The sequence below is a fragment of the Streptomyces carpinensis genome (assembly GCF_002154505.1).
Lineage (GTDB): Bacteria > Actinomycetota > Actinomycetes > Streptomycetales > Streptomycetaceae > Streptomyces > Streptomyces carpinensis.
Genome location: NZ_MUBM01000007.1, coordinates 86,481 through 102,001, shown reverse-complemented (window position 1 = coordinate 102,001; position 15,521 = coordinate 86,481). Strand labels below are relative to the sequence as shown.

Annotated in this window: 13 protein-coding genes; 2 read left to right on the top strand and 11 right to left on the bottom strand. The window is 70.5% G+C overall.

All coding sequences use genetic code 11. The features are described from left to right. The 6 genes from BZY54_RS01215 to BZY54_RS01190 all read right to left on the bottom strand — a co-directional run. The coding region (locus BZY54_RS01215; protein WP_086722449.1) for an ATP-binding cassette domain-containing protein at positions 1 to 657 on the bottom strand (657 nt) is incomplete at its 3' end. Beyond that, positions 654 to 1,622, bottom strand: coding sequence for an ABC transporter ATP-binding protein (locus BZY54_RS01210; protein ID WP_086722448.1), 969 nt, complete (start codon positions 1,620 to 1,622; stop codon positions 654 to 656). The genes BZY54_RS01215 and BZY54_RS01210, both read right to left, overlap by 4 nt. Further along, positions 1,619 to 2,431, bottom strand: a complete 813-nt coding sequence (locus BZY54_RS01205) for an ABC transporter permease (RefSeq protein WP_086722447.1) — start codon at positions 2,429 to 2,431, stop codon at positions 1,619 to 1,621. Before BZY54_RS01205 ends, BZY54_RS01210 begins: the two co-directional genes overlap by 4 nt. Next, on the bottom strand, positions 2,428 to 3,378 hold the full coding sequence (locus tag BZY54_RS01200) for an ABC transporter permease (RefSeq protein ID WP_086722446.1): 951 nt from the start codon (positions 3,376 to 3,378) through the stop codon (positions 2,428 to 2,430). The genes BZY54_RS01205 and BZY54_RS01200 overlap by 4 nt, the downstream gene beginning before the upstream one ends. After that, positions 3,375 to 4,994 (bottom strand): ABC transporter substrate-binding protein, encoded by a 1,620-nt coding sequence (locus tag BZY54_RS01195; protein ID WP_086722445.1) that lies wholly within the window; start codon positions 4,992 to 4,994, stop codon positions 3,375 to 3,377. Before BZY54_RS01195 ends, BZY54_RS01200 begins: the two co-directional genes overlap by 4 nt. Beyond that, entirely contained in the window at positions 4,991 to 6,184 is a 1,194-nt protein-coding gene (locus BZY54_RS01190) for an amidohydrolase family protein (RefSeq protein ID WP_086722444.1), read from the bottom strand. Before BZY54_RS01190 ends, BZY54_RS01195 begins: the two co-directional genes overlap by 4 nt. Positions 6,185 to 6,283: 99 nt before the next feature. On the opposite strand from BZY54_RS01190, the gene BZY54_RS01185 reads away from it, so the two are divergent. Further along, entirely contained in the window at positions 6,284 to 6,949 is a 666-nt protein-coding gene (locus BZY54_RS01185) for a FadR/GntR family transcriptional regulator (protein WP_086722443.1), read from the top strand. Then, positions 6,946 to 8,337, top strand: coding sequence for an amidohydrolase family protein (locus tag BZY54_RS01180; protein ID WP_244216889.1), 1,392 nt, complete (start codon positions 6,946 to 6,948; stop codon positions 8,335 to 8,337). The genes BZY54_RS01185 and BZY54_RS01180 overlap by 4 nt, the downstream gene beginning before the upstream one ends. Before the next feature lie 4 nt (positions 8,338 to 8,341). On the opposite strand, the gene BZY54_RS50680 is transcribed toward BZY54_RS01180, so the two are convergent. From BZY54_RS50680 to BZY54_RS01155, 5 genes are all read right to left on the bottom strand, one after another. Further along, positions 8,342 to 8,503, bottom strand: coding sequence for a hypothetical protein (locus BZY54_RS50680; RefSeq protein ID WP_158103788.1), 162 nt, complete (start codon positions 8,501 to 8,503; stop codon positions 8,342 to 8,344). Beyond that, positions 8,500 to 10,938 carry a SpoIIE family protein phosphatase gene (locus BZY54_RS01175; protein ID WP_086722442.1) on the bottom strand — a complete coding sequence of 813 codons (2,439 nt, stop codon included), beginning with the start codon at positions 10,936 to 10,938 and terminating at the stop codon, positions 8,500 to 8,502. The genes BZY54_RS50680 and BZY54_RS01175 overlap by 4 nt, the downstream gene beginning before the upstream one ends. Positions 10,939 to 11,302: 364 nt before the next feature. Beyond that, positions 11,303 to 13,399 (bottom strand): FUSC family protein, encoded by a 2,097-nt coding sequence (locus BZY54_RS01165; protein WP_244216888.1) that lies wholly within the window; start codon positions 13,397 to 13,399, stop codon positions 11,303 to 11,305. A 270-nt stretch (positions 13,400 to 13,669) separates the two neighbouring features. Then, positions 13,670 to 14,107 carry an aquaporin gene (locus BZY54_RS01160; RefSeq protein WP_143667969.1) on the bottom strand — a complete coding sequence of 146 codons (438 nt, stop codon included), beginning with the start codon at positions 14,105 to 14,107 and terminating at the stop codon, positions 13,670 to 13,672. Between the two features lie 153 nt (positions 14,108 to 14,260). After that, positions 14,261 to 15,505, bottom strand: coding sequence for an MFS transporter (locus BZY54_RS01155; RefSeq protein ID WP_086722438.1), 1,245 nt, complete (start codon positions 15,503 to 15,505; stop codon positions 14,261 to 14,263). Between the last annotated feature and the right edge of the window lie 16 nt (positions 15,506 to 15,521).

Sequence of the window (15,521 nt, the reverse complement as noted above, 5' to 3'; positions counted from 1 at the left end):
CACGATCGCCGTGTCGCTGATCTGGTTGACGACCGCCAGGTCGTGGGAGATGAACACGTAGCTGATGCGGCTGCGGCTGCGGATGTCGGCCAGCAGGTTGAGGATCTGCGCCTGTACGGAGACGTCCAGTGCCGCGACCGCCTCGTCCAGTACCAGAACCTGCGGTTCGACGGCGATGGCGCGGGCGATGGCGACGCGTTGTCGCTGTCCGCCGGAGAGTTGGCGGGGCAGCATCGTGGCGTGCCGGTCGGTCAGTCCCACGGCGTCGAGCAGTTCCAGAGCCCGGCTGCGGCGCTGCCGCGCGCTCAGCGGGAAGTGCAGGGCGAGGCTGGTCTCGATGACGTCCCCGATGCGCTGCAACGGGTCGAGCGAGGAGTACGGGTCCTGGAAGACCATCTGGATCTCCCGGGCCCGGCGGCGCCGTTCGGCCGAGGTGGTACGGCCCTTGCGCGGACGTCCGCAGACACTGATCGTGCCGGCCGTGGGCGTTTCCAGACCCAGCAGCATGCGGGCGACGGTGGTCTTGCCCGAACCCGACTCGCCCACGACGGCCAGCGATTCACCGCGGGCGACGGTGAAGGACAGGCCGTCGACGGCGACGGAGCCCTTCCCGTAGACCTTGCGCAGCCCCTCGGCCCTGACCAGGATCTCGGTCACGGTTCCTCCGCTCGTATGCAGGCGACGTGGGCGCCGTCCACCGCGCGCAGCGGGGGGCGGACGGCAGAACACTCCGGTGTGCTGACCGCGCAGCGCGGGGCGAAGGCGCAGCCTTCCTCCGCCTCGAAGGCCGCGACCGCCCGGCCGGGTACGACGGGCAGCGGATGGACGACCCGGTCCAGGCTCGGCCGGGAGGACAGCAGGCCACGGGAGTACGGATGCCGGGGCGACTCGGTGAGCGCCTCGGCGGACTGCACCTCCACGATCCGTCCGGCATACATGACGCCGATGCGGTCGCAGGTCGCCGCGGCGAGTCCGATGTCGTGGGTGATCAGCAACATCGCCATGCCGCGATCCCTGCGCAGTTCGTCCAGGACGGCCATCACCTCCGATTGGGTGGTGACGTCCAGAGCGGTCGTGGGCTCGTCGGCGAGCACCAGATCGGGTTCCGCGGCCAGCACCGATGCGATCATGACGCGCTGCAGCAGCCCGCCGGACAGCTCGTGCGGATGCTGCCGCATCCGTCGCTCGCCGTCGGTGATGCCGACGTCGGCGAGGAGCCGCACGGCCTTGGCGTGCGCCTGTTTCGGGGAGGCCGACAGATTGGTGATCTGCGCTTCGGTGAGGAAGTCACCGATGCTGCGGACGGGGTTGATGTGTGCCCGGGGCTCCTGGAAGATCATCGCGATGCGCCGCGCCCGCAGGGCGCGCAACTCGCGCGTGCCCAGCTCCAGGACCGAGGTGTCGTCGAAGGAGATCCGGCCGCCCAGCCGTGCGCCGGGTGGGGTCAGTCGAAGGACGGACCGCGCGGTCATCGACTTGCCCGAGCCGGATTCGCCGACGAGGCCGACGGCTTCGCCCGGGGCGACGGTGAGGCTGACGTCGTCGACGAGTGTCCGCCACTGTCTGCGGCCGGCCGGCACCTCGAGCCGCAGCCGGTCCAGGACCAGCAGGTCCTCGCTCATCGCGCACCTCCCTGCCGACTGCCCAGCCGGTCGCCGAGCGCCGTCACCGCGACCACCACGACCACGATCAGTACGCCCGCGCTGATGGCCTCCATCGGCCGGCCGCGCATCGCGCCGTCCAGTCCGCTCTTGACCATCAGGCCCCAGTCGGCGGAGGGCGGCTGCACACCGAGTCCGAGGAACGAGATCGCGGCCAGGTCGATGATCGCGAAACCGAACGCCGACACGGACTGGGCCACGATCAGCGGGCGCAGGTTGGGCAGCAGATGCCGCCAGCAGATGGCCACGGCCGACCTGCCCTGGAGCCAGGCGGCGGCGACGTAGGGCAGGTTGCGCTCACGCAGCGCCGCGCTGCGGACGACGCGGGCCACATAGGGCATGTACGCCACGGAGAGGCCGATGACCACTCCGGTCATACCGGGACCGAGTACGGCCACGGTCACCAGGGCGAACACGATGCCGGGGACGGCGAACAGGACGTCGAGCAGCCGGGAGATGACGGCGTCGACCCGGCCTCCGGACCAGGCGGCGGTGATCGCGAGTGCGGTCCCCACCACCGTGGACAGCGCGATGGTGATCAGCGGTCCCAGGAGCGTGGTGCGGGCCCCGAACATCAGCCGCGACAGGATGTCCCGGCCGAGCGCGTCACCACCGAGCAGGTGGCTGCCGGTGCTCCCGGCCAGTGCGTTCAAGAGGTCGGGCCGGTCCGGATCGTAGGGCGCCAGCAGCGGTGCACAGGTGCTGACCACGGCGATGACCGCCAGCAGTGCGACCGCGGCCAGGCCCGTCGGGCCCAGGCGTGTCCTCATGCCGCCTCCCCGGGAGACAGACGGGGGTCGATGAGCGAGTAGCACAGGTCGACCACCAGGTTGACGATGACGAAAGCGGTGACCAGGACGAGGACGACGCCCTGCACCACGGCGAAGTCCCGCTGGAGAATGGCCCGCACCAGGAGCGAACCGAGCCCGTCCAGCGCGAAGATGTTCTCCACGACCACGGAGCCCGCGATCAGGCCGGCCACGGTCAGGCCCGTGACGGTCACGACCGGGATCGAGGCGTTGCGCAGCACGTGCCGCCGCACGATGTGAGATTCGGGAAGTCCCCGGCTGCGCGCGGTCTCCACGTGTTCGCGGCCCAACTCCTCGCCCACCGAGGCGCGGGTGATGCGGGCCAGGAAGCCGACGCTGCCGAGACTGAGCGCGATCGCGGGCAGGGTCAGGTGATAGAGCCGGTCCCCGAAGCCCGTTCCAGGGCCGAAGACCGGGAACCACCCCAGGCCGAGGGCGAAGACGACGACCAGCACCACGCCCACGACGAAGGGGGGAGTGGCGAGGAAGACGCTGTTCACGGCGGAGACGACCGTGTCGACCGGGCCCCGTCGCAGCGCTCCGAGCAGGCCGAGGGCGACGCCCGCGACGACGATGATGCCCGTGGCGTACAGCACGAGCAGCCCCGTCGTCGTCAGCCGGGTGGACATCAGGTCGGACACGTCCTGGCGGTAGACCAGGGACTGACCGAAGTCACCGTGCAGCGCGTCGCCCAGCCAGCTGAAGTAGCGGACCAGGAACGGCTGGTCGAGGTGGTACTGGTGGCGGATCGCCGCGATCTGCTCGGGTGTGCCGCTGCGATTGCCCAGCAGGAACGACATCGGACCGCCGGGGACCGTGTAGAGCAGTCCGTACACCAGGAACGAGGCCACGAGGAGGACCGCCGCGAGCGCGGCCAGCCGCCTCGCCAGGAATATCGGCCACCTCATCGCGCACCGATCCCGACGGCCCAGGGGTAGTACAGGTAGGAGAACGAGGCGACCGCTCCGGTGATCCGCTTGTTCATGTAGAGGATGACGGGGAGGGAGGTGATGGGGGTCCAGGGATCGTCTCGGCTGACCGTGGCCTGGAGCTTGCTGACCAGTGCGGCCCGCTGTCGCGGGTCGTAGGCGGCCTGTGCCTGTTTGACGGCGCCGTCCACGGACGCGTAGTCGTCGAAGTTGGACCGGCCGCCCTTGGTGAAGACCCGGTAGACGTCGAGTGGATCGGGCATGTTGCCGTACCAGGTGCTGAGGAAGGCGTCGATGCCCTCACGGGCCTTGGCGTCGCTGTAGAGGTTGCCGTACTGCTCGACCGGGATGACCTTGATCTTGACGGGGATCCCGATGTCCTCGCCGGCGGCCTTGATGATGCTCGCCGTCTGTTCGTGCACCGCGGAACTGCCCTGGATGCCGATGGTGAGGGGCCGGGACGGCTTGCCGGCGGCGCGCAGGAGCCGCCGGGCGCGGGTCAGGTCGGGGCTCGCCTCGGGCAGAGCGCCGTGTGCGGCGCGGAAGGTGCCGGCGGCGTAGCCCCAGTAGTCGGAGTTGGCCAACGCTCTTTCCGGGGCGGCGGCCCCCTGGAAGATCACCCGGGCGATGCCGGGGCGGTCGAGAGCGGCCGAGAGCGCCTGGCGCACGCGCGGGTCGGCGTACGGCCCGGACCTGGCGGCACCGAGCAGGGCCCAGAAGGTGAGGGAGCGGCCCAGTGTGACCGATCCGGCGCGGGAGTCGCGCAGTTGGCTGAGCCCGGCAGGGGGGAGGTAGAAGTACTGCCCGTCGACCTCGCCGGATCGCAGGGCGTTGACCGCGGTGGTCTCGTCGGCGATGAAACGGAACAACAAGGTCCGTGATTTCGCCTTCAGTTCGCTGTTCCAGTAGTGGTCGTTGCGGGTCAGCCGCAGCGAGTCGCCGGGTTTCCAGCTGGCGAACTCGAAGGGTCCGGTGCACATGAGGCCGCCTGTGGGAGAGCCCAGGTTCCTGTCGGCCTTGTCCAGGAACGACTTCTCCACGACCGCCCCGGCAGCGGTGGCCATGGCCTGGTTGAAGAGCACGTCGGGCTGCTTGAGGTCCACCGTGACCCGGTACCGCCCGGTGGCCTTGATCGAGGCGACGGTCTGGAAGTAGTCGCTCCACCAGGTGCCGAGCGCCGGGTCGAGGTGGCGGTTGAGGGAGGCCGCCACGTCGTCGGCGGTCATCGGGTTGCCGTCCCAGAACCTGACGTCCCTGCGCAGCGTGTAGACCCACCGGGTCGGGGTCGGATTCTCGGCCTTCTCGGCCAGACCGGGGCGGATCTTCAGATCGGGAGTGAGCCGCATCAGGCTCTCGCACATGTTCGCCAGCGCGGTGTTCTCGGCGTAGTTGAAGGAGCGGATCGGGTCGAGCGTCTGCGGCTCGTACGGCAGGTTCCAGGTGATCCGGTCCACGCCGTGGGCGGCCGCCGCCGTGGTGGTGGCGAGGTTCGCCGCCGTGTGGGCCAGCTGCGCCCCTCCCAGCGCCGTGGTGCCGCAGGCGGTCAGGGTGAGTGCGAGTCCGCCGGTGAGCAGGGCCGGCCGGCGGCGCTTCACCGAAGGCTCCCTTCGAGCCGTCCGTCACGGGCGATCACGTTCCCGGCCCGGACGACCATCGAGGGCAACGGCCGGTCGACGAGGACCTGGGCGACGGACTCCCCGGCCAGCAGGACGAAGTCGGCGGGGTCGCCGATGCGCAGGTCGGACCGTTCCAGGCCCATGACGTCCGCGCCGCCGTGCGCCGCCACGGCGTAGCACGCCGCCAGATCCTCGTCGGTACGGGCGTCGGTGCGGTACGCGAGCAGGTGCGCACGGGTGAACATGTCGCCGTCGCCGAACGGGGTCCATGCATCCCGCACTCCGTCCGAACCGGCGCCCACCCGCACGCCCCGAGCCACCAGCGGCCGGAAGGGCACGACCGGCTCGGCGCCCAGCGCGCACGTGGTCACCGCCACGTCCGCGTCGGCCAGCAGCTCGGCGGTGCGCTCCAGTTCCCCGGGGCCGCAGTCGGACAGGCAGAACGCGTGGCTGATCGTGACCTTGCCCTGCATGCCCGCGGCCCGGGTACGGCGGGTGATCTCCGCGATCTGCTGAAGGCCCGCACGGTCGCGGTCGTGCAGATGGATGTCGATGGGCGCGCCGGTGCGCTCGGCGATGCCGAACAGCACGTCCAGATGCCCATCCAGATCACCGTCGATGCCGACCGGATCCAGGCCGCCGACGATGTCGGCGCCCTCCTTGACCGCCTGCTCCAGCAGGTCGGCGGTGCCGGGCTCGGTGAGGAGGCCGAGCTGGGGGAAGGCCACCACCTGCAGGTCCATCGCCGTCGCGAACGGAGCGGCGGCGGCGCGGATGCCGTGCACGTGGGAGAGGCCGTGGACCGGTGCGACATCGGCGTGCGCGCGCATCGCCCTGGTGCCGCGGCCGACGGCCCGGGCGATCAGGGCGCCGGCGCGCTCGCGCACCGGAGAGGTCATGGCGCGCTGAGCGGCGACGTCGTCCGCGATCAACTCGCGCAGCGTGCCGGCGGGTTTCCGGCTCAGCCACGGCCGGCCCCAGGCCGACTTGTCGGGATGGATGTGTGCGTCGACGGGGGACGGCAGGGCGAGAGCGCCGCCCCCGTCGACGACGGCACAGTCCCCGGGCCGGGTCGCGGGATCGATGGCCGCGATGCGGCCGTCGGTCACCAGGACGTCGTGAGGATCGCCGCCATGGGGACGTATATGGGTGAACAGGGCGTGGGGCATGCCAACGACCGACCCCCTTCGAGTCGGTGGAAGGGCTGGATCTCCATCCTCGGAGGGTCATATGGTTATCAAGTCATCAGATGACTGGGAAGAGGGTGCATGAAACGCGTCGGACGGGTGTCGATCGTCGACACCGTGATCAACGAGATGCGCGGCGAGCTCGCGCGGGGCACATGGCAGGTCGGCGACCGGATACCGCCGGAGGACAAGCTCGCCGAAACCCTGGGCGTGAGCCGGCTCTCCATCCGCGAGGCGGTCCGGGTGCTCGTCCACGCGGGGCTGCTCACCACCCGGCAGGGCGACGGCACCTACGTCACCGCCACCGACGAGAGCCAGGTCGCGCTGCGCCGGCACTTCGACCGGGCCAGGACCGCCGACATCCTGGAAGTCCGCCGCGGCCTGGACATCGTCGCCGCCCGCCTCGCCGCCACCATGCGCACCGATGACGACCTCGCCTCGCTCCGCGAAGCCATGGAACGCAGGGAGGCCGCCGGACGGGCCGGGGACGTGGACGCGTTCACCGACGCCGATGTCGACTTCCACCTGCGCATCGCCGAGGCGTCCCACAACCAACTGCTCAGCGACCTCTACCGCAACATGAGCGACGCACTGTGGGAGACCGTCAAGGCCAACCAGTGCATGGACGACGCCGGTGACGACCCGTTCCACACGTCGCTGTTCGAAGCCGTGCGCGCCGGAGACCCGGTCGCCGCGACCGCCGCCGCGCTCGCCATCCTCGACGACTATCCGGAGGCTGAGGCGTGACCGCCGCCGATCTGCTGATCCGCGACGCCGACCTGGTCGTCACCATGGACGAAGCCCTCGGCGACCTGCCCGGAGGCTGGGTCGCCGTCACCGGCGGTCTGATCACCGGCCTGGGAACCGCTGCCGACCCGCCGCCTCCTGCCCTGAAGGCCGTCGACGCCGGCGGCTGTCTGGTCACCCCCGGACTGGTCAACTCCCACCAGCACCTGTACCAGAACCTCACCCGATCCGGAGACCGGCCGGACCTGGACGGCAGCCTGGAGGCCTGGTTCTGGCACTACTTCGGGATGTGGTCGCAACTGGACGAAGAGGCCGTCCGGCTGTCCACCGCCGTCGGTATGGCCGAACTCGCCTGGTCCGGATGCACCACGACGGTCGACCACCTCTACCTCCACCCGAGGCCCGGGCTCCTCGACGCCCAGATCGACGAAGCCGCCCGGCTGGGCATGCGGTTCACCGCCGTCCGCGGCACGATGACCATGGGGGAGCAGAACGGCGGCATCTGTCCCGACCACCTCGCCGAGGACGAGGACGCATACCTCGCGGACTGCGAACGACTGTTCGCCCGGCACCACGACCCCGCTCCGTCCGCGATGGTCCGCGTCGCCTTCGGGCCCACGAACCTGCTCAGCTGCACCCCCTCCACGATGACCAGGACGGCCGAGCTCGCCGACCGTCTCGCCGTTCGCCTCCACACCCACGTCGCCGACGACCCCGAAGAACACGCGTTCGTCACAGCCCGCTACGAGCGCCGACCCCTGGAAGTCCTCGACTCCCTCGGCTGGCTCACCGAGCGCACCTGGTGCGCCCACGTCGTCTACCCCTCCACGGCCGAGATGGCTCTGCTCGCCGAGCGCGGCGTCGGCGTCTCCCACTGCCCGAGTTCCACCGTCATCGGCGGCGGCCTGCCCGGCGGCCCCACTCCCGTACGCGAGATGCTCGACGCGGGCATCGCCGTCGGCATCGGCTGCGACGGCGCCACCGCCGCCGACCACCAGTCCCTGTGGATGGAGACCAAGACGGCCATGCTGCTGGCCCGCCTGCGGGGTGGTACGGCCGATGCCATGCCGGCCCGTGAGGCCCTGTGGATGGCCACCCGCGGCGGCGCCCGTGCCATCGGCCGCGAGGGAGAGGTCGGCGTTCTGCGTCACGCAGCCTGCGGGGACCTGGCCGTGTGGCGCATGGACACCCTTCCCTACGCCGGGGCCCTGGCCGACCCCGTCACCGCCCTGTTCAACTGCGGCCCCACCTGGGCCTGGCACACCGTCGTGGGCGGCCGCTTCCTGGTCGAGGACGGAGAACCCCGCATCACCGGACTCGACGAGACCCTCCGCCGCCACCGCGAGACCGAACGCAGGATCCAGGGAGTGACTGCTCCCAGCCTCTGAATCGTCACCACCGGCTGAGTGGCCCGGCGAACCCGTTGCCGGCCTCGGTGAAGAACGACACCTGGTGCACCGCACCGTGCCCAGCCGGCGGCGGGTCGTCCTCGCGGCCTGCCACGCGCCGCAGGGCCGGGAAGCGGCGCAGCCGTGCCAGGGCTGGAACTCTCAAGATGGGCTGGGAAGGTCCAGCTCGGCCCAGATGGTCTTGCCGTGCCGGGCGTACCGGGTTCCCCAGCGCTGGGTCAGCTGGGCGACGAGGAGCAGGCCGCGTCCGCCCTCGTCGAACACCCGAGCGCGCCGGAGGTGCGGCGCTGTGCTGCTCTCGTCGCGGACCTCGAAGATGAGGCTGCGGTCGCGGATGAGCCGCACCCGGATGGGCGGCCGGCCGTATCGGATCGCGTTGGTGACCAGTTCGCTCACCACCAGTTCGGCGACGAACGCGTAGTCCTCCAGTTCCCAGGCGGCCAACTGGTCGAGGGCGCTCTTGCGGACCTCGGCGACGGCCGTCGGTTCGGGCACCACGTCCCAAGTGGCGACCTGGTCGGCCCGGAGAGCGCGGGTGCGGGCCAGGAGCAGCGCGACGTCGTCGTCGGAGCGATCGGGGAGCACCGCGTCGACGACGGCGTCGCAGACGGTCTGTAGAGAACCGGCAGGCTGGGCCAGGGCTTGGCGTAACGCGTCGAGCCCCTCCCCGGCGTCGCGGTGACGGCCCTCGATGAGGCCGTCGGTGTAGAGGGCCAGAACGCTGCCTTCGGGCAGTTCGACCTCGGCCGCCTCGAAGGGAAAGCCGCCCAGGCCGAGAGGCGGGCCGGCGGGGAGGTCGAGGAACTCCACGGCGCCGTCCGGGCCGAGCACCGCGGGCGGGAAATGTCCGGCGCGGGCGAGGGTGCAGCGGCGGGAGACCGGGTCGTAGACCGCGTAGAGACACGTGGCACCGACCTCTCCCTGGGGTTGGGGGCCGGAGTCACCGGTGGCTTCCGCGGACAGGCGGATGACGACGTCGTCCAGGTGGGTGAGCAGTTCGTCGGGTGGGAGATCGATGTCGGCGAGGGTACGCACGGCGGCGCGCAGCCGACCCATGGTGGCCGACGCCTGAATGCCACGGCCGACGACGTCGCCGACGACCAGGGCGACCCGGGCACCGGAGATCGGGATGACGTCGAACCAGTCGCCGCCGATCCCGGCCTGAGCATCGGCGAACAGATAGCGGTGGGCGACTTCGACCGCTGTCTGCTCGGCCAACCGCTGGGGCAGCAGACTGCGCTGCAGGGTCACGGCGGTCATGCGCTCGCGTGTGTAGCGGCGGGCGTTGTCGATGCATACGGCCGTTCGGGCGGTGATCTCCTCCGCCAGCAGCAGGTCGTCGTGTTCGAAGGGGTCCGCGCGCCGATGACGGACGAAGAGGGCCACCCCGAGTGTGGCGCCGCGGGCCTGCAGCGGCACCACCATCACCGAATGGGCTCCCATGTCGCGGAGCCGGGCGGCCTGGGCCGGCTCGTGCTCCGCCCAGCGGATCAGGGCAGGATCGGTCCACTGGTATCTTGCCGGGCGCCCCGCCAACGACTCGGCCAGAGGGGAGGCGGCGGCATGAGTGACCGCCTCGCCCAGACCGATCGCGGACTCAGGCGTTCCCTGAAGGACGGACCGCTGGGCGGTACGGCGCATGGTGACCGGGCCCGTCACCGGGCCGGGCGGCGGCTCACCGCCGCCGTCGAGACTGGTCAGCAGATCCACGTCGGCGAAATCCGCAAGCCGGGGAACGGCCAGGTCGGCCAACTGCTGGGCGGTGAGAGTCATGTCCAGGCTCGTACCGATCTGGGTACCGGCCTCGTTGAGAAGCAGCAGCCGCTTCCGGGACTCGTACTGGTCGGTGGTGTCGTGCGCCGCGAAAGACACCCCGCGCAGGCGGCCGGCCGGGTCTTTCAGCGGTGCGAGATGAATCGACCATGCGTGCTCACGGCTCTCGCCCGGGACGCGCAGGTAGATCTCCAGGTGCTGCCGCTCATCGGTCTCCAGCACGCGGCGCATGGCATGGGCGACCTTCTCGGACTCCGGGTGGGGCACCATCTCCGTCACGCGCATCCCGCGCAGATGCTCCTCGGTGAGAGCGACCGCGCGTTCCTCGTCGGCGTTCGTCCGCACGTACCGCAGATCCGTGTCGAAGATCGCCAGAATGCACGGTGACTGGTCGAAGCACCACTCGACCGGGATGTCGTCCGGTGATCGGCGCGGCTCCGGGCCCGTCCGCCACACAAGGAGCCAGTCGGCACTGTCCGGCACGACCCGGTGATATGCGAGCAACTCACCCGCCACACGGCGGCCGTCCCGATGCCGCACCGCCACCTGGCCGCTCCAGCTCTGCCGTCCGAACAGGGGCTCCCCGAGAGCCTGGACATCCTCGGCGAGAAGGTCGAGGGCCGAACGCCCCACGACCTCCTCGGGCCGGTAGCCGAGCAGACGCCGCGCTCCCTCACTCCACCCGGTCACGATGCCCTGCTCATCGGTGGTGGCGGTGGCGGCGTCCGCCGTACCGAAAGGATCACTAGGCGCGTCTTTGGAAGCGCCGACGTCTCCCGTCACAGTGACTCCTACGCAGGGGATCATTTCCTGAGAGCGATACCCGCGCACGGGCATGACAGCTGCACCGCGTTACGGCAATTGGACGCCTTTGTCCGGAACCCTCGGCGGGCGGCTGTCAGTCGGGTCGACCATCGGCGGCATCGGCATGGCGATGGGCGCCATCACCAGGCGACCTGCGCCTCTCCACCCGGATGGAAGGCCCGGTAGGCGCAACAGCGTTGACTCCGGCTGCCGGGCCACGTGCCGCAGCGCCGCCAGCAGGTCGCCGCGCTCCAGCTTCCCGACGCCCTTGAGCGTCTCCCTGGTCGTCGAACGCTGCCGCAGGAAGTCCTCCTCTAAGTCCGGCGACATCGGCATCTTCGCCGGAGGGCTTCTCGCAGGCGCGGAGTCAGCGCCGTCGGCTCCTTGCTGCCGCTGTGAGGCCGGGCTGGAGGCGGCGAGCGGTGTCGAGATGATCGGCGGTCCAGATGATGCGGACTGCCGTGTCGGCAGCCTGCCGACGGTCGTCGCAAAGATCTCGACCGACGGACTCGACCAGGCAAGCCTCGTCATCGGGGTTGCGCGGAAGCGGGTCGGGGACCGAGTCCCGGTGCTCCAGGCATGCGGCCAGATCCCGGTACCAGCCGGTCACACGGTCGGAGATGGTGAGCAGGACCAGACGGGCGTCAGCACGGTCCGTTCCGGTGGACTGTGCGCCGGCGCGCTGCCACAGCCCCAGCACGGCCTCCGCTGCTAGGCGCAGTCCGACGATGCCGGTCACCAGGGTGGTCAGGTCGGCCAGGCGAACGGGCTTGGGGCCGCGCTCGGCAAGGTAACTGCGGAATGCGTCATCCAGCCGCCGAGCGGCTGCGGCCGCCTGGCGCTCCTCCTTCAGCGGCGACCCTGCGACCGGGGGGCGATTGCCGCACCTGCCGACCGCGTACTCGACCGCGCCGGCCAGGTAGTGGGCGCTTTCGGCGTACGCGGCGGCGAGAGCCCGGTCGACGGCGGCCGCTGCCCCGCGGGGCCAGAAGAAGATGCCCACCAGCATGCTCACTCCGCAGCCGATGGCGATGTCCTGCAGGCGCAGCAGCGCGATGTGCCAGTCGGGGTCCTGGCCGATGTTGAACAGGATGACGAGCATGACGGTGAAAGCCGCCTGACCGGCTGCGAAGGAGATCGCGGTAGGGGCGATTCCGGCGACGAGGACGGCGAGGGGAAGTAAGAACCAGAGCGCGGTGCCGTGGTGACCGATCAGGCGGAGCACCCCGGCGCCGGCGAGTGAGCCCACGATCGTGCCACCAAGGGCGCGTACCGCGTTCTGCCCGGTGTTGAGCGCGTTCGAGCGAAGAACCGACAGGGTGCCGAGCAGGATCCAGAACGAGTGCTGGACACTAGTCAGGCTCGCCAGGGCGACGGCGATGCCGAGACCGAGCGCGCCCCTCAGGCTGTTGTGCAGCCAGACCGAGTGAGGCTGGAGATGGGCCTCTGCCCGCTCGCGGGCAGCGGCAAGCGGTTCGGTGACGGAGCCGGGTTCGTAGCCGAGCAGCCGTTCACGCCAACTGCGCTGTTCGGCCGCAACGGCGAGGCGTACGTTCGCCGCGATCTGAAGGGTCGCGAATCCCAGCTTCTGGACGCGGAAGGGCATGTCCAAACTCTCGATGAAGGCGCGAGTATCCACTTCGGTTCCGGGGCGCCGGACGACGGGCAGACGGAGGGTGGCGCTGCGCTCGAGACTCTCCAGGGCCTTTCTGAGGTCGGCTGAGGCTGCCGGGAGCGGGTTGAGCGGAGCGTGCGGGTCCTCCAGCAGGCCGGCTGCCTGCTCAAGGGCCGTGGCGGCGGTCCCCAGCACGGCGTGGGTCTCGGGATCGCACGCGAAGACATCGGTCGCGTGCCGGTGTGCGGTCAGGGCGGCGGTGAGCCAGGTGAGCTCGTCGACCAGGCGCACGAGCGCGCGGGAACTGGTGGACAGTCCGGTGGGCCGGTAGGGAGTCGCGTCGAAGGCAGTGCGTAGATCGGTCGCCGAGGCGGCGGCCTGGCCGGCGATTTCCTCGCCCTCCTCGGGCGTCGGGGCATTCGGTTCGCCGGCCGACCGGGAAGCGTCGGCGCGCAGTTGCGCCGCTGCCGCGCGGCATGCCCGGGCGGCGGGCGCGCTGAGTGGGTCGGCGACCGGCCGGGGCCACAGGAGGGAGATCGCGAGCGTGGCGGCCAGCGCGGCAAGGCCCGCGCCTGCCAGCCTGCCCGGCAGCTCCGACAGCGGCGCCGGCGTGGTCACCGGGAGGACGAACGCCAGGAGCAGGGCGGTCGTCGAACCCGCAAGCACCGAGCTGACGACACCCGAGAAGAGGATCAGGAAGCCGATCACCACCATGACGGCGACCGCGAGCCAGGTAGTCCGGCCCACCAGCGTGCCGAGACAGATCAGCAGGGCCCACGCCGCCGCCAGGCCAACGTGTGCCCGGAGCCGCTGCACCATTGGACCGGTGAAGTCGACCAGCAGCAACATGGAGAATGATCCGAACGCGGAGTACGTCGCTATCGTTTGCGCCTGAATGACGTGAGAGCACAGCGCGAAAAGTGCGGGCATCACAAGCGCGGTACGCCCGGCCCGGCGTGTCGCCGCGAACTCCGGATCGTGCACGCACAGCCACTCCCGGAGTCGCGTGAGCCGGGTCCGGTCTGCTGTCGGCATCTGCCGGCACACCTCCTGTGCGGGCGACTCATCTGGGTTCTTTCAAGGGGGCACCGCTTTCGTCGGTGCCGCACAGCCGATGCGTCAGGTGCGGTGCTTGTTCACCCGGTCCAGGGTGAGGGCCGTGACGAGAGCTCCCACGACCGGAGCGGGCAGGTACACCCACATGGACGAGAGCAGCCCGGAGACCACGGCCGGTCCGAACTGGCGTGCGGGGTTGACGCAGCCTCCCGTGGTGGTGCCCAGCAGGGTTGTCGCTCCACCGATCAGCAGTCCGACCAGCCAGGGGACCAGGGGCGCCAGGTGAGCACTCCGGAGAAAGTACCCGACGAGAAACACGATGACGCCCATGCCGGCGGCCTCGGCCACGAACAAGTCGGGCGCCGTCCAGCCCGCTCCGGGCTGCAGCAGGGCGTAGGCGGTCGGGGACTCGGCGGTGAGCACCCCGACGGCCGCGCAGACGATCAACAGTTGAAGGTGAATCTGCTTGACCTGATCGGAAATGACGGATGGGCCGATCACCCATCGGACTATCGTGGTGACGCCGAAGAGAAGCACACATGCCAGGAGACATTCCAGGGCGCTGTGGCCGGCTATCACCGTTGGCCAGGGAGAGGCGTTGCCGTTCCGGCCGGCCTCGGCCCGCCGGAGGGCGCGGAGGTTTCTGGTGGTGCCTCATGAGTGGCTGCGGGACAGTTCCGGCTCGTGCTGCGACGTCTGGTCCTGTCGGGGAAGCAGGAGCGGGGTGGTCAGGATGAGCAGTCCCGCGACCGTGAGAGCGGTGCGTGTGCTGGTGACGTCGGCGAGCAGCCCGGCGAGTGCGGTGAGGACGGCGATGGAGGTCTGCTGGCCGATCGACCAGGCCGACAGGGTGCGGGCCACGAGATGCCTGGGGGTGTGTTCGAGCCGGTAGGTGGCGAGCACCGGGCTGTACAGGCTCATGTTGATGATGATGGCCAGCTCGACGGCCATCACAGTGACGAGACCGACGACGCCGGGACGGACAAAGGCCAGACCGATCAGCCAGATGGCGCGCAGGGTGCCGACGGTCCGGAAGACCGCGTGCTGGCCGTAGCGGACCACGACACGGCGGGCCAGCCGGGAGCCGATGAGTCCGCCGACACAGGGCGCGGCGAAGGCGAGGCCGTACTGCCAGGGCGGGAACCCGAGCTGGCGAAGCAGGAGCACGGCCAGCAGGGGCTCGGTGGCCATGATCAGACCGCCGACGAGCATGTTGTTGAGGTAGAGCGCCCGCAAACCGGGGTGCCCCATGAGGTGTCGCCAGCCGTCGAGCAGTGCGCCCGCCCGGACCGGGCCCTTGTCGGTCGTTCGCGCTGCTTCTTCCCGGCCGCGGATCGCGGTGATGCCCAACGCGGAGAGCAGGTAGCTGAGCGCGTCGGCCACCACGGTCGTGACCGGCCCGAACAGGCCGATCGCCGCCCCGCCAAGCGGTGGCCCCACCGCGATGGAGCTCCAGTTCGTGGACTCGAACCGTGCGTTGGCGACGAGCAGGTCATCCGGTCGGACGAGGGCCTTGAGGTAGGCGCCGCTGGCTGAGTTGAAGGCGATCTTGGCTGCGGCGACCACGGCCGAGACCACGAGCAGTTGGACGAAACTGAGCCATCCGAAGGCGTAGGCGACGGGGATCGTCGCCATGGCCGCAAACCGGGCCAGGTCCATCATGATCATGACCGGGCGCTTGCGCCGGAACTCCACCCACGGCGCGAGCCGCGCCGCGATCAGCGCACCCACCGCAGGCCCCACCGCGGACAGCGCAGACACCTCAGCGGGTCCGGCATGCAGCACCAGCACAGCGATCAGTGGCAACGCCCCGAACCCCAGACCGGACCCATATGCGCTCACCGCATATGACGCCCACAGCCAGCCGAACTGCCGGCCCAACCGTCTCCTGCCCACCATGCTCAGCGCACTCCCG

Coding starts and splice junctions, on each gene's coding strand:
- BZY54_RS01200 (WP_086722446.1), bottom strand. CDS start 3,378: ATGAGGTGGCCGATATTCCTGGCGAGGCGGCTGGCCGCGCTCGCGGCG.
- BZY54_RS01210 (WP_086722448.1), bottom strand. CDS start 1,622: ATGAGCGAGGACCTGCTGGTCCTGGACCGGCTGCGGCTCGAGGTGCCG.
- BZY54_RS01155 (WP_086722438.1), bottom strand. CDS start 15,505: ATGGTGGGCAGGAGACGGTTGGGCCGGCAGTTCGGCTGGCTGTGGGCG.
- BZY54_RS01190 (WP_086722444.1), bottom strand. CDS start 6,184: ATGCCCCACGCCCTGTTCACCCATATACGTCCCCATGGCGGCGATCCT.
- BZY54_RS01205 (WP_086722447.1), bottom strand. CDS start 2,431: ATGAGGACACGCCTGGGCCCGACGGGCCTGGCCGCGGTCGCACTGCTG.
- BZY54_RS01185 (WP_086722443.1), top strand. CDS start 6,284: ATGAAACGCGTCGGACGGGTGTCGATCGTCGACACCGTGATCAACGAG.
- BZY54_RS01165 (WP_244216888.1), bottom strand. CDS start 13,399: ATGTTGCTGCTGGTCGACTTCACCGGTCCAATGGTGCAGCGGCTCCGG.
- BZY54_RS01175 (WP_086722442.1), bottom strand. CDS start 10,938: ATGATCCCCTGCGTAGGAGTCACTGTGACGGGAGACGTCGGCGCTTCC.